At 70.5% G+C, this 14,526-nt stretch carries 10 protein-coding genes and 1 pseudogene; 10 read left to right on the top strand and 1 reads right to left on the bottom strand.

Annotated elements, in window-relative coordinates:
- Positions 1-181: 181 nt before the first annotated feature.
- Both BAW75_RS08595 and BAW75_RS08600 read left to right on the top strand, forming a co-directional pair.
- Positions 182-1,816 (top strand): glycoside hydrolase family 13 protein, encoded by a 1,635-nt coding sequence (locus tag BAW75_RS08595; RefSeq protein ID WP_104113216.1) that lies wholly within the window; start codon positions 182-184, stop codon positions 1,814-1,816.
- Between the two features lie 162 nt (positions 1,817-1,978).
- Positions 1,979-2,341, top strand: coding sequence for a VOC family protein (locus BAW75_RS08600; protein WP_043326789.1), 363 nt, complete (start codon positions 1,979-1,981; stop codon positions 2,339-2,341).
- A gap of 282 nt (positions 2,342-2,623) precedes the next feature.
- On the opposite strand, the pseudogene BAW75_RS08605 reads toward BAW75_RS08600, so the two are convergent.
- Positions 2,624-3,583: pseudogene (locus BAW75_RS08605) on the bottom strand (LacI family DNA-binding transcriptional regulator); the annotation flags it as partial.
- Between the two features lie 199 nt (positions 3,584-3,782).
- Between BAW75_RS08605 and BAW75_RS08610 the strand changes: the two are divergent.
- From BAW75_RS08610 to BAW75_RS08645, 8 genes are all read left to right on the top strand, one after another.
- Positions 3,783-5,036 carry a sugar ABC transporter substrate-binding protein gene (locus BAW75_RS08610; protein WP_043326783.1) on the top strand — a complete coding sequence of 418 codons (1,254 nt, stop codon included), beginning with the start codon at positions 3,783-3,785 and terminating at the stop codon, positions 5,034-5,036.
- A complete protein-coding gene (locus tag BAW75_RS08615; RefSeq protein ID WP_043326781.1) occupies positions 5,036-6,679 on the top strand; it encodes an ABC transporter permease subunit in 1,644 nt (547 codons plus the stop codon). Before BAW75_RS08610 ends, BAW75_RS08615 begins: the two co-directional genes overlap by 1 nt.
- Positions 6,676-7,575 carry a sugar ABC transporter permease gene (locus BAW75_RS08620; RefSeq protein ID WP_043326779.1) on the top strand — a complete coding sequence of 300 codons (900 nt, stop codon included), beginning with the start codon at positions 6,676-6,678 and terminating at the stop codon, positions 7,573-7,575. Before BAW75_RS08615 ends, BAW75_RS08620 begins: the two co-directional genes overlap by 4 nt.
- Positions 7,576-7,717: 142 nt before the next feature.
- Positions 7,718-9,529 carry a glycoside hydrolase family 13 protein gene (locus BAW75_RS08625; RefSeq protein ID WP_104113217.1) on the top strand — a complete coding sequence of 604 codons (1,812 nt, stop codon included), beginning with the start codon at positions 7,718-7,720 and terminating at the stop codon, positions 9,527-9,529.
- Between the two features lie 166 nt (positions 9,530-9,695).
- Positions 9,696-10,037, top strand: coding sequence for a hypothetical protein (locus tag BAW75_RS08630; RefSeq protein WP_043330653.1), 342 nt, complete (start codon positions 9,696-9,698; stop codon positions 10,035-10,037).
- A gap of 277 nt (positions 10,038-10,314) precedes the next feature.
- Positions 10,315-11,385 (top strand): BMP family lipoprotein, encoded by a 1,071-nt coding sequence (locus tag BAW75_RS08635; protein WP_167435539.1) that lies wholly within the window; start codon positions 10,315-10,317, stop codon positions 11,383-11,385.
- 269 nt (positions 11,386-11,654) lie between these two features.
- Complete coding sequence (locus BAW75_RS08640; RefSeq protein ID WP_338109313.1) at positions 11,655-13,163, top strand: ABC transporter ATP-binding protein; 1,509 nt, start codon at positions 11,655-11,657, stop codon at positions 13,161-13,163.
- Between the two features lie 173 nt (positions 13,164-13,336).
- Entirely contained in the window at positions 13,337-14,524 is a 1,188-nt protein-coding gene (locus BAW75_RS08645; RefSeq protein ID WP_420914997.1) for an ABC transporter permease, read from the top strand.
- Positions 14,525-14,526 lie beyond the last annotated feature (2 nt).

Genomic DNA, 14,526 nt, shown 5'->3' on the forward strand with positions numbered 1-14,526 from the left:
CATGATCGACCGGATCAGCGGCAGTGGGGGTGGGTGGGCGTCCCGGGATGCGGGAGACGGGGGCAGGGTCGGCGCGGGTGATGGCTGTCATTTCTTGCGCAAGGAATGCTTGACTCTTGCAGGCCTGTGGCGGCATTCTGCTCTGACACCCTGCGCCACCACAGAACGGGAATCGACAGCGATGACCTCCGCCACCACCCCCACGCCACGGACCGCCGACGACGACTGGTGGCGGTCCGCGGTCGTCTACCAGGTGTACGTCCGCAGCTTCGCCGACGCGAACGCCGACGGGGTCGGTGACCTCCAGGGCATCCGGCAGCGCCTTCCCTACCTGCGCGACCTCGGCGTGGACGCGCTCTGGCTGACGCCGTTCTACACCTCGCCGCAGGTCGACGCCGGCTACGACGTGGCCGACTACCGCGACGTCGACCCGCTGTTCGGCAACCTGACCGACTTCGACGAGATGATCACCGACGCGCACGCGCTCGGCCTGCGGATCATCGTCGACATGGTCCCCAACCACACCTCCAGCGCGCACCCGTGGTTCGCCGCCGCGCTCGCCGCCGGCCCCGGTTCGCCGGAGCGTGAGCGCTACCTGTTCGCCGACGGCAAGGGCGAGCAGGGCGAGCTGCCCCCGAACGACTGGGAGAGCATCTTCGGCGGCCCGGCCTGGACGCGCGTGGTCGACGGCCAGTGGTACCTGCACCTGTTCGACCCGGCCCAGCCCGACCTGAACTGGCGTCACCCCGAGGTGCGGGCCGAGTTCGAGGACGTCCTGCGCTTCTGGCTGGACAGGGGCGTGGACGGCTTCCGGATCGACGTGGCCCACGGAATGATCAAGGCCGAGGGCCTGCCGGACGTCGGTTTCAACTCGATGACCACCGGCCGGCGCCAGTCCGAGCTGCTGGGCAAGGGCCGGCTGCCGTACTTCGACCAGGACGAGGTGCACGACATCTACCGCGCCTGGCGGCCGATCCTGGACAGCTACCCCGGCGGCCGGATGGCGGTGGCCGAGGCGTGGGCCGAGACCCCGCAGCGGCTGGCCCGCTACATCGGCCCGGACGAGCTGCACCAGGCGTTCAGCTTCGACTTCCTCGACGCCACCTGGTCGGCCGACTCGTTCCGCAAGGTGATCGACACGGCGCTGGCCGAGTCCACGATCGTGGGCGCGCCGACCACCTGGGTGCTGTCCAACCACGACCGGCAGCGGCACGTCACCCGGTACGGCGACGGCGAGGTCGGCCTGCGCCGCGCCCGCGCCGCCGCGCTGCTGATGTTCGCGCTGCCCGGCTGCGCGTACGTCTACCAGGGCGAGGAACTGGGCCTGCCGGAGGTGCTGGACCTCCCCGACGTGCTGCGCCAGGACCCGGCGTTCCGGCGTACCGGGGAGAGCCGCGACGGCTGCCGGGTGCCGATCCCGTGGGGCGGCGACCTGCCCCCGTACGGCTTCGGGCCCGACGGCAGCGAGCTGAGCTGGCTGCCGGCGCCGGCGACCTGGCGGGAGCTGTCGGTGGCCGCCCAGGCCGGTGCGCCCGGCTCGACGCTGGAGCTGTACCGGACCGCGCTGCGGATCCGGCACGAGCACCCGGCGCTCGCCGGGGTCGGCGGCATCACCTGGCTGGAGACCGAGCCCGGCGTACTCGCGTTCCGCCGCGCCGCCGGGGACGCCGAGCTGACCTGTGTGGTCAACATCAGCGGCGCCGACGTGACGGTGAGCGGTCACGGCCGCCCGCTCGTCGCGAGCGCCGACCTCACCGAGCGGGGCGACGGGCACGTCCTGCCGGTGGACGCGGCTGCGTGGTTCGAACGGCGCTGAGCCGGGTAACCCGCCAACGACCTGGCCGTCCGTTGTGCTCCGCGCCGACGGGCGGCTGGGCTGCCGGCCCCTTGTGGTGGGGGGTGAGGTGGTCCCGGCCCCTCGGGAGTCCGCTCCCGGGGGGCCGGTGTCCATCCTGGCAGCCCGGGGTACCACCGGGGGATGACCGCACGCGTGGCGCAGTACACCCTCGATGTCAGCGACCTGGACCGGATGGCCCGGTTCTGGTCCGCCGCCCTCGGCTACACCGTCTCGCAGGGCGACGACGGCAACGCGAAGCTCTACCCGCCGCCCGGCCGGCCCGGCCCGACCGTCTGGTTGCAGGGCAGCGGCACCCCGAAGCGCGGCAAGAACCGGCTCCACCTGGACCTGGTCGCCGACGAGGGGCAGACGGCGGAGGTCGAGCGACTGATCGGGCTCGGCGCCCGGCGCGCCGACGTCGGGCAGACCGGCGCGGAGGGCTTCGTGGTGCTCGTCGACCCGGAGGACAACGAGTTCTGCGTGCTCGACGGGCCGCCGCGCTGAGCGTCCTCAGCCGCCCTTGGCGGTGAGCAGCGCGGCGATCCGGGCGAACCCGGCCCGGATCTCCTCCCGGTCGGGCGCCTTCGCCGGCTCGGGCTCCGGCTCGCGCTCGGCGGCCCGTTCCAGCTCCTCGTCGATGACGTCCTCGAAGTCGCCGTACAGGTCAGCCTGGTCGATCCCGGCCGCCTCGTCCTCGGCGGCGATCTGCGCGGCGGCGATCTCACCCCGGATCTCCTCCGGCGTGAGCGCGGGCAGCAGCGGCTCCACCACCGCCATCAACTGCTCCTCGGAGTTCGGGGAGGGGTGGCCGTTGATCTCGTCGACCAGGGCCCGCACCGCCGCCACCGCCATGGCGGCCACCGGCTGGCGCACTGTGGTCAGCGGCGGGTCGGTGAACGCCATCAGCGGGGAGTCGTCGTACCCGACCACGGAGACGTCGTCGGGCACCGACAGGCCGCGCTGGCGGGCGGCCCGGATCGCGCCGAGCGCCATCAGGTCCGAGCCGCAGACCAGTCCGGTCACGCCGCGTTCGATGAGCCGGCCGGCGGCGGCCTCGCCGCCCTCGACGCCGAACAGCGACAGCTCGGTCAGCTCGGTCAGCTCGTCGGAGGTGATGTCGGTGAGGCGCCCCATCGCGGCCTTGTAGCCGGCGACCTTGCGCTGCACCGGCACGAACCGGTCCGGGCCGGTGATCAGGCCGATCCGGCGGTGCCCGAGCGCGACCAGGTGGGCGACCGCCAGTTCGGCGGACTCCCGGTCGTCGCAGGAGACGAACGGCGCGGGGATGCCCGGCGCGTACCCGTTGATCATGACGATCGGCAGCGGCCGGGCCAGCAGCGTGCGGTAGCGGTCGTGGTCCGCGGCGGTGTCGGCGTGCAGGCCGGAGACGAAGACGATGCCGGAGACCTGCCGGTCCAGCAGCATCTCCACGTACTCGTCCTCGCGGACGCCGCCTGGGGTCTGCGTGCAGAGCACCGGTGTGTAGCCGGTGGGGGCGAGCGCGGACTCGATGATCTGGGCGAACGCCGGGAAGATCGGATTGTCCAGCTCCGGCACGACCAGGCCGACCAGCCCGGCGCTGCGCTTGCGCAACCGGGCCGGACGTTCGTACCCGAGCACATCGAGGGCGGTGAGGACGGCCTGCCGGGTCTCGGGGGCCACGCCGGGGCGGTCGTTGAGCACCCGCGACACCGTGGCCTCGCTGACTTCGGCCTGTTGGGCGATGTCGGACAGTCGAGCGCGCATGTGCGGCACTTTAGCCCAACGGCAAAGTCTTGCGTACACTTCTGCAAGCCCTTCCATTCTCTGCAACCTCTTGCTAACGTCCCCGCAACATGCGAGAGCAGCGGCGCAGCACCCCTGTGCCGGTCAGCAAGAAATTTCAGAGGTTTCCACTGGCGGGCCGCCCTTCCCCCGGCGGGCCGCCATGACGACAGGAGTACCGATGCGCATCCGTACCGCGGGTGTGGTCGCCGTCCTCGGCCTGGCGCTCGCCGCCTCCGGCTGTGGTGACAGCGGCAGCGACGACAAGCCGGCCGCCGGCGAGTCCGCCAAGGCGACCGGCGGCAAGCTGGTCATCTGGGCCGACGACAAGCGCACGGCCGCCCTCAAGCCGTTCGCCGAGGAGTTCGGCAAGGAGAACGGCGTGACCGTCGAGGTCCAGGCCGTCTCCAAGGACCTGCAGACCAACTTCGTCACCGCCTCGCAGCAGGGCAGCGGCCCGGACGTCGTGGTCGGCGCGCACGACTGGATCGGCAACCTGGTCCAGAACGGCGCCATCGACCCGGTGCAGCTCCCGGCCGAGCAGAAGAGCGGCTTCAACGAGACCGCGATCAAGGCCGTCACGTTCAACGGCCAGCTCTACGGCGTGCCCTACGCCACCGAGAACGTCGCGCTGATCCGCAACACCGAGCTGGCCCCCGAGGCGCCGAAGACGATCGAGGACCTGGTCGCCACCGGCAAGAAGCTCAAGGCCGAGAAGAAGGCCAGCGAGATCCTGTGCCTGCAGTCCGGCCAGAACGGCGACGCCTACCACATCTACCCGCTCTACACCTCCGGCGGCGGCTACCTGTTCGGCACCACGGCGAACGGCGACTACGACCCGAAGGACCTGGGCGTGGGCAAGCCGGAGTCGATCGCTGCCTTCCAGAAGATCGCCAAGCTGGGTGAGAAGGGCGAGGGTGCGTTGAAGCGCTCCATCACCGGCGAGAACTCCATCGCCACCTTCACCGGCAAGAAGTGCGCGTTCCTGGTCTCCGGCCCGTGGGCTGTGGCCGACGCCAAGAAGGCCAACATCTCCTACGACATCTCCCCGGTCCCCGGCTTCGCCGGTGGCCAGGAGGCCCAGCCGTTCGTCGGCGTCCAGGCGTTCTACGTGGCCGCCAAGGGCAAGAACAAGGCCCTGGCCCAGGAGTTCGTCACCAACTACGTGACCAAGCCCGAGCTGGCCGTCGCGCTGTACAAGGCCGAGCCGCGCCCGCCGGCGCTGACCGCCGCCTTCGACCAGGTCAAGGGCGAGGACCCGGACCTGGCCAAGTTCTCCGAGGCCGGCAAGAACGGCCAGGTGCTCCCGGCGATCCCGGCCATGGCCGCGATCTGGGACCCGTTCGGCAAGGCGGAGGCCGCCATCATCGGCGGCGCCGACCCGGCCAAGACGATCACGGCCGCCGGCAAGACCATCCAGGGTCAGATCAAGTAATGAGCGCGCCGCTGTCCGGCCCGGGGTCTGCACCGCAGGCCCCGGGCCGGGAGCCCGCACGCCCCGGGCTCCCGCGCACGTCCCGTACCGCGCGGCAACACGCGCCGATCACCGCGACCGGCCTCGTCGTCAAGGTGGTCCTGCTCGGCCTGGTGGCCGGGATCGCGATCTGGGCGGCCTTCCCGCTCATCGAGGCCGAACACTGGATCGGGCTGGGCATCCTGGTGGCCACCACCGCCGGCCTGTTCTACCTCTACCTGAGCCGCCGGCACATCCCGGCCAAGTACCTGGTCCCCGGCACGCTCTTCCTGATCGCCTTCCAGGTCTTCCCGGTGCTCTACACCGCGAGCACCGCGTTCACGAACTTCGGCGACGGCCACCGCGGCAGCAAGGACGACGCGATCGTCGCCGTGCAGACCTCCTCGGTGAAGCAGGTCCCCGGCTCGACCGAGTACAACCTCACCATCGCCACGAAGGGCGACCCGGCGAGCGGCCCCCTGGTCTTCCTGCTCAGCGACCCGAAGACCAAGGACGTCTTCGCCGGCGACGCGGACGGGCTGCGCAAGCTGGACGCCGCCGACGTCGAGGTGAGCAGCCTCAGCGGCAAGATCACCGCCGCGGACGGCTACACCCTGCTGAACATCGGGCAGGCCAGCAGCCGCAGCGACGCCGTCACCGCGCTCATCGTGCCCACCGACGAGGGCGCCATCCGCTCCAACGGCCTCACCCGGGCCTACGAGGGCAAGGCGATCCGGGCATACGACGCCGGCTGCGACTGCGTCAAGGACAGCGAGACGGGCAAGACGTGGACCGCAGACGAGGAGTCCGGCTCCTTCGTCGCCGCCGACGGCGAGCGTCTCGCCCAGGGCTGGAAGGTCGACGTCGGGCTGAAGAACTTCAGCACCGTGCTCACCGACCCGAACATCTCCGGCCCGTTCTTCGGCACGCTGGCCTGGAACTTCGCGTTCGCGATCGGCTCCACCGGCCTGACGTTCCTGCTCGGCATGGCCATCGCGCTCGCGCTGCACTCACCCCGGATGCGGGGTACCAACTTCTACCGGGTGCTGCTGATCCTGCCGTACGCCATGCCGTCGTTCGCGATGCTGCTGATCTGGCGGGACATGTTCAACACCGACTTCGGCCTGCTCAACAACCTGTTCGGGCTGGACGTCGACTGGTTCGGCGGCAACTGGTCGGCCCGGATCGCGGTGCTGCTGGTGCAGCTCTGGCTCGGCTACCCGTACATGTTCCTGGTCGCCACCGGCGCGTTGCAGGCCATTCCGCGGGAGCTGACCGAGGCGACCTCGGTCGACGGCGCGTCGCCCTGGCAGTCGTTCCGGTCGGTCACCCTGCCGCTGCTGCTGGTGGCGCTCTCGCCGCTGCTGATCGCGTCGTTCGCGTACAACTTCAACAACGTCAACGCGATCCTGTTCACCACCGAGGGCGGTCCGTTCGCGCCGGACAACCCGACGAACGGCGCCACCGACCTGCTGATCACCTACACGTACCGGCTCGCGTTCGGCGCACAGGGCGCCGAGTTCGGCCTGGCCGCCACCGTCTCGATCTTCATCTTCGCGATCGTGGCGACGGTGTCGGCGATCAGCTTCCGGCGGACCCGTAAGCAGGAGGAGGTGTACTCGTGACCACAATCGCGCGGAAGCCCACGGCCACCCGCACGCCGGCCCGCCGCTCGCGTGGACGCTGGTTCGCGCAGGTCGGCTGGCGGCACGTGGTGGGCGTGCTGGCCGTGGCGTTCAGCCTCTTCCCGATCCTGTTCGTGATCTCGGCGGCGCTCAACCCGCTCGGCACGCTCTCCTCCACCGAGCTGCTGCCGACCGGCGCGTCGCTGGAGAACTTCACGAACCTGTTCGACCGGACCGCGTTCGGCCACTGGTTCCTCAACTCGCTGCTGCTGGCGGGCGTGGCCAGCTTCGCGTCGATCTTCCTGTCGTCGCTCGCGGCGTACGCGTTCTCCCGGATGCGCTTCGCCGGGCGCCGGGTCGGCCTGCTCGCGCTGCTGCTGATCCAGATGTTCCCGCAGTTCCTGGCGATCGTGGCGATCTTCCTGATCTTCACCACGCTCACCGACCTCTACCCGGCGATCGGGTTCAACACCCCGTGGGGCCTGTTCCTGCTCTACATGGGTGGCGCGCTCGGCGCGAACACCTGGCTGATGAAGGGCTTCTTCGACACGCTGCCGAAGGAGCTGGACGAGTCGGCGACCATGGACGGCGCGTCGCACGTGCAGGTCTTCTTCCGGATCATGCTGCCGCTGGTGGCGCCGATCCTGGCGGTGACCGGCCTGCTCGCCTTCATCGGATCGATCAACGAGTTCATCATCGCCAACGTGTTCCTCACCGAACCCGAGGCGAAGACGCTCGCGGTCGGCATGTACGGCCTGGTGGCTGGCGAGCGCAACAACAACTTCGGGATGTTCGCGGCGGGCACCCTGCTCACCGCGATCCCGACGGTGCTGGTGTTCCAACTGCTCCAGCGCTACATCGTCTCCGGACTCACCTCCGGAGCGGTAAAGGGCTGAGCCTCCTCGGCTCACGCTGCGGCAAGGGCGTCGTGTCGGCGTACACCGGAGCGGTTCTCGGGCGGACCGCCGCGGTCGGGTGAAACCGACCGCGGCGGGTGCCCGCCCCTCTCCCTGTCGGTACGACGCGAAAGGCAACACCATGTCCCTTCAGCCGCACCACGACGGCTCCGCCACCTACGTCCCGGAGCAGGAGCCCGCGCTCGGGCAGACCGTCCCCGTCTTCGTCCGGGTGCCGGCCGGATCCGGCGTCTCCCAGGTGCACGTGCGCACCACCGGCGACGGCGAGCCGCGCTTCGCCGAGGCGCGGGTCGACCGCACCGACGACGGCGACGTGTGGTGGCGGGCCGACGTCGAGGTCCGCAACCCGGTCAGCAACTACCGCTTCCTGCTCGACGGCGAACGCGGCGCCCGCTGGCTCAACGCCGCCGGCCTGGCCGGGCACGACGTGCCGGACAACGGCGACTTCAAGCTGGTCAGCTACGCCCCGCCGCCGGCCTGGGCCCGGGACGCGGTGATCTACCAGATCTTCCCGGACCGGTTCGCCCGCTCGGCCGCCGCCGACGGCCGGACCGTGCCGGACTGGGCCATCCCGTGTGACTGGGACACCCCGGTCGTCGGCCGCGGCCCGGAGACGCCCCGCCAGTTCTACGGCGGCGACCTCGACGGCGTCACCGAACACCTGGACCACCTGGACCGGCTCGGCGTCAACACCGTCTACCTGACACCGGTGTTCCCGGCGCGCTCCAACCACAGGTACGACGCGTCGAGCTTCGACACCGTCGACCCGCTGCTCGGCGGCGACGCGGCGCTGGCCCGGCTCGCCGACGCGGTGCACGCCCGGGGCTGGCGGCTGCTCGGCGACATCACCAGCAACCACACCGGCGACGCCCACGACTGGTTCACCGCCGCCGTCTCCGACGTCAACGCGCCGGAACGCGAGCTGTACTACTTCGACCTGCCCGGCTCGGACTACGAGTCGTGGAACGGGGTGAAGTCGCTGCCGAAGCTGAACTGGGGCAGCGCCGAACTGCGCCGCCGGTTCGCCACCGCCGAGGACTCGCTGCTGCGCCGCTGGCTGCGCCCGCCGTACGGGCTGGACGGCTGGCGGGTCGACGTGGCGAACATGACCGGGCGGCGGGGCGCTGACGCGTACACCCACGAGGTGGCGCGGCTGCTGCGCGAGGTGGTGGCCGAAACCCGGCCGGACGGGCTGCTGCTGGCCGAGCACGGCCACGACCACACCGGTGACCTGGACCGCGACGGCTGGCACGGGACGATGAACTACGTCGGCTTCACCGACCCGGTCTGGTCCTGGCTGCGCCACGGCGACGACCCGGTGCCGAACTTCCTCGGCACCCCGGGCGGGGTACGGCGGCGCGACGCGGGCGCGGTGCTCGCCACCATGAACACGTACCGGTCGCTGGTGTCGTGGCGCTCGTACACGCACTCGTGGCAGCTGCTCGGCTCGCACGACTCGGCCCGGATCCGCACCGTGGTCGGCGACGCGGCCCGGCAGGAGGTGGCGGCCGGACTGCTCGCCACCATGCCCGGCACGCCCGTGGTCTTCGCCGGGGACGAGCTGGGCCTGACCGGCACCAACGGGGAGGGCTCGCGTACGCCGATGCCGTGGCACCGGCGCCAGAGCTGGGACCGGCGCACGTTCGAGGCGTACCGGTCGTTGCTGACGCTGCGCCGCGACGAGCCGGCGCTGCGGCACGGCCAGCTGCGCTGGGTGCACGCGGACGCGGACACGCTGGTCTTCCTGCGCGAGGCGCCCACGTCGACGGTGCTGGTGCTGGCGAGACGTGCCCCCGGCACCCCGGTCCACCTGGCCGGCGTGGGCGCCGCAGACAACGTCTACGGCAACGCCCCAGCTCTCCACCCCGACGCCGACAACAAGGTGACCCTCCCCTCCGAGGGCCCCACGTTCCAGGTCTGGCGCCTCCGCTGATCCCACGCCCCGCCCCGTCGATCTTGCGGTTTCGGCCCGTGCCGTGCGGCTTTCGCACCGTATGCCGGGGCGGTAACTGCAAGATCGCGGGGGAGGGGTCACGGTATGACGGCAGGTCGGCCGGGTCATTACTACAAAGCGTCGTTGATGGGGGAGGATGGGCCGCGTGGAAGCTCTTCGACTGATTCTTCTCTACGTCCATCTGATCGGTTTCGCGCTGCTGCTCGGCGGCGCGATCGCCCAGTACGTCTCCGGCAAGCTGCGCATCAACGCTGCCATGCTCTGGGGCGCGATCATCCAGATCCTCACCGGCATCGGGCTGTCCGCCCCGCTGCGGGACGGGGACGAGCCGGCCCCGGCGAAACTTGTTACCAAGTTGGTGCTCGCGCTGCTCATCTTCGTCATGGTCTTCTTCTCCCGTAAGCGGGAGACCGTCAACCGTGGCCACTTCCTCGCGATCGTCGGGTTGACGCTGGTCAACGCTGCCGTCGCGGTGTTCTGGCGTTAGTTCGCCGCCAGTCGGGGAAGCTGCGGGAAACGGACGTTCGCGACACCACCGCGCACGCCCGCCGGCCGGATAAGTGACCTGCCCCACCCAAGGGTTACACCGGGGTAACGGACGCTCAACAGTCGTGCACGATTGTCGGCCGGTGGGTGGGCGCGGGCGTACGCTCCCGTCCGTAACGTGGGACGCCGGCCGCACATCGCAGGCCGGCGCAAGGGCTGCGCACCGCGCACAACGCGGTGTGCAAGGGGAAGGAGACGTCTTGCGCTCTGTGCGTGGGATGCGGATTGCCTCCGTCATTGCGGCGGGTGGACTCGTGCTGGGCGCTGCCGCGTGTGGTGAGGCTCCGGACGACGACAACAACGCCGGCGGCGACGGCGGCAAGAAGTTCAGCGCCTGCATGGTGACCGACGTCGGCGGCGTCGACGACAAGTCCTTCAACGCCTCGGCCTGGAAGGGCCTGCAGGAGGCGAAGAAGGAGAACGACAAGATCGACATCAAGTACGTCCAGTCGAAGGCCGAGGCGGACTACGAGGTCAACCTGACCGGGTTCGTCAACCAGAAGTGCGACTTCATCCTCGCCGTCGGTGGCCTGATGTCGGACGCCACCAAGGCGGCGGCTGAGAAGAACCCGAACCAGCAGTTCGCCATCGTCGACGCCAACCCGGGTGTGTCGAACGTCTACCCGATGCAGTTCGACACCGCGCAGGCCGGGTTCCAGGCCGGCTACCTGGCCGCCGGGATGAGCAAGTCCGGCAAGGTCGGCACCTACGGCGGCCTGCCGATCCCGCCGGTCACCATCTTCATGGACGGCTTCGCCGACGGCGTGGCGTACTTCAACAAGGCCAAGAGCAAGAACGTCCAGGTGCTGGGCTGGGACAAGGCCACCCAGAAGGGCTCCTTCGCCAACTCGTTCGAGAAGCAGGACGAGGGCAAGAAGGTCTCCGACGCGCTCGTCGCGCAGGGCGCCGACATCGTGATGCCGGTCGCCGGTGGCGCCGGTCTCGGCACCACCTCCGCGGCCAAGGCCTCGGGCGGCAAGTACTCGGTCGTCTGGGTGGACATCGACGGCTGCGAGAGCACCCCGGACTGCTCGGCGATCCTGACCACCGTCGTCAAGAACATCCCGGACGCCGTCAAGGAGGCCGCGCTGAAGGCCGCCGGTGGCGAGAAGCTCCAGGCCACGCCGGGCTTCGTGGGCACGCTCGCCAACAACGGCGTCTCGATCGCCCCGTACCACGACTTCGACAGCAAGGTCCCGGCGGACCTGAAGGCCGAGGTCGACAAGATCAAGGCGGACATCGCCGCCGGCACCATCACCGTCACCTCGAAGGCCCAGCCGACCAAGTGACGGTTCCGCCGGCCGCCGCGATGCGATCATCGGCAGCGGGGGCCGGCGGGCACCAGGTTTGACGATCCGGCCGTCCCGGCGCAACGGGGAAGGTACCCCGAGCGCCGGGGCGGCCGATCAGCTTGACTCCCCCCGACATCCCCACCCGGCGTGGTGGCGGCGCGGCAGGTCGCTACGCTGCACCATCGCTCGCACTCCAGGAGGTTGCGCTGAGACTCGAACTGCGCGGCATCACCAAACGGTTCGGTGATCTGGTCGCCAACGACCACATCGATCTGACGGTGGAGCCTGGAGAGATCCACGCCCTGCTCGGCGAGAACGGCGCCGGCAAGTCGACCCTGATGAACGTGCTCTACGGCCTCTACCAGCCGGACGAGGGCGAGATCCTGGTCGACGGCAAGCCGCTGAAGCTGAAGGGTCCGTCGGACGCGATCGCCGCCGGAATCGGGATGGTGCACCAGCACTTCATGCTCGTACCGGTCTTCACCGTGGCCGAGAACGTGATGCTCGGCGCCGAGCAGGTCAGGGGGCCGTTCGCCGGCATCCTCGACCGGCGACGGGCCCGGCGCGAGGTCGCCGAGGTGTCCGAGCGGTACAACCTGCGGGTCGACCCGGACGCGGTGATCGAGGACCTGCCGGTCGGCATCCAGCAGCGGGTGGAGATCGTCAAGGCCCTCACCCGCGACGTCGACCTGCTGATCCTCGACGAGCCGACCGCCGTGCTCACCCCGCAGGAGACCGAGGAGCTGCTCGCGGTGATGCGGTCGCTCAAGGCCGCCGGCAAGTCGATCGTGTTCATCACCCACAAGCTGGGCGAGGTGAAGGCCATCGCCGACCGGATCACCGTGATCCGGCGCGGGAAGACGGTCGGCACCGCCGAGCCGAGCGCCAGCCGGGACGAGCTGGCCGCGCTGATGGTGGGCCGCAGCGTCCGGCTGACCGTGGACAAGAAGCCGGCCACCCCGGGCAAGCCGGTCCTGGAGGTCTCCGGCCTGGTCGTGGACGACGACCGGCAGGTACGCGCTGTCGACGGCGTCGACCTGACCGTGCACGCCGGTGAGGTGCTCGGCGTCGCGGGCGTGCAGGGCAACGGCCAGACCGAGCTGATCGAGGCGATCATGGGCCTGCGCCCGGTGCTCGCCGGCACGATCAGCCTGGACGGCGAGCCGACGTCCGGCTGGTCGACCAAGAAGGTGCTCCGCGCCGGCGTCGGCTACGTGCCGGAGGACCGCAGTGTGGACGGCCTGGTCAAGGAGTTCTCCGTGGCGGAGAACCTGGTGCTGGACATCTACGACCGGCCGCCGTTCGGCAAGGGCCTGTCGCTGAAGCCCGAGGCCATCGCGAAGTCGGCCCGGGAGCGGATCGAGCAGTTCGACGTCCGTACCTCCTCGGCCGACGCCGCGGTCGGCACGCTCTCCGGCGGCAACCAGCAGAAGGTGATCGTGGCCCGGGAGCTGTCCCGGCCGCTGAAGCTCTTCATCGCGGCCCAGCCCACCCGGGGTGTGGACGTCGGCTCGATCGAGTTCATCCACAGCCGGGTCATCCGCGAGCGGGACATCGGCACCGCGGTCATGGTGGTCTCCAGCGAGCTGGACGAGGTGATCGGCCTGGCCGACCGGATCGCGGTCATGTACCGCGGCCGGATCATCGGCGTCGTCGGCTCGGACACCCCGCGCGAGGAGATCGGCCTGCTGATGGCCGGCATCACCCCGGACGCCGCCACCCCGGACGCCGCCACCGCGACCGACGACGGCCCTGGCAACGAGGACGAGGCATGACCAACCCGAACCCCGTCTCGGGCTCCCCGGACAAGGAACCGGCGACCGAGGCGCAGGAGTCGCTGAGCGAGGCCCGGGCGACGCCGACGCAGCCGGCCGGCGACACCGAGCAGACGGTGCCGGCCACCGCGACCGCGAAGAGGCCGGCCCCGGCCGGAGAATCGCGCCCCGGCATGGGCCGGATGTTCCTGGACAACCTCTGGGCGGCCAACACGGTCACCGTGACGGTGCTCGCGGTGCTGCTGGCCATGGTGGTCGGCGCGGTGCTGATCATCGTGTCCGACCCGGAGGTGCTGGCCACCTACAGCTACATCACGGCTCGCCCGTCGGACGCGCTGAACGCGAGCTGGACGGTGGTCAGCGAGGCGTACGCGAACCTGTTCAAGGGCGCGATCTTCGACCCGGACGCGGTCGGCTTCACCGCCGTCATGAGCCCGATCTCGGAGACGCTCACCTACGCCGCGCCGCTCGTCTTCACCGGCCTGTCGGTGGCGCTCGCCTTCCGGGGCGGCCTGTTCAACATCGGCGCCCAGGGTCAGGCGACGATCGCCGTCATCCTGGCCGCCGTGGCCGGCTTCGCGCTGCCGCTGCCGCCCGTCGTGCACCTGCTGGTGGCGCTGATCGCGGGCGCGCTCGGCGGCGCGCTCTGGGGCTTCATCCCCGGCATCCTCAAGGCCCGGGCCGGCGCGCACGAGGTGATCAACACGATCATGCTCAACTACGTGGCGGTCTACTTCCTGTCCTGGATCATCGTCCAGAACGGGGTGCAGAACCCGAACCGGTCGGACGCGATCAGCAAGCCGGTCGACTCCACCGCGCAGCTGCCCCGCCTGCTCGGCGACGACCTGCGGGTGCACGCCGGCATCCTGCTCGCGGTGGCGGCCACCTGGTTCATCGCCTGGCTGCTCAACCGCTCCACGCTCGGCTTCGAGCTGCGGGCCGTGGGCGCGAACCCGGACGCTGCCCGCACCGCCGGCATCAGCGTGACCAAGACGTACGTGCTGGTGATGGTGCTCGCGGGCATGCTGGCCGGGCTGGGCGGCTCGACCATGGTGCTCGGCACCACCGCTACCGCACTGACCCCGCTGGTGATCGCGCAGATCGGCTTCGACGGCATCCTGGTCGCGCTGCTCGGGCGCGTGAAGCCGTGGGGCGTGCTGCTGGCCGCGCTGCTGTTCGGCGCGCTCCAGGCCGGTGGCAACCGGATGCAGTCGTACTCCGGCATCTCGCTGGAACTGGTCACCGTGCTCCAGGCGCTCATCGTCATCTTCATCGCCGCGCCTGCCCTGGTGAAGACGATCTTCCAGCTCCGGGCGGCCCGCGCCGCCCGGTTGCAGACGAGCCTCGCGAAGGGCTGGTGAGC

This window comes from Micromonospora chalcea (genome assembly GCF_002926165.1).
GTDB lineage: Bacteria > Actinomycetota > Actinomycetes > Mycobacteriales > Micromonosporaceae > Micromonospora > Micromonospora chalcea.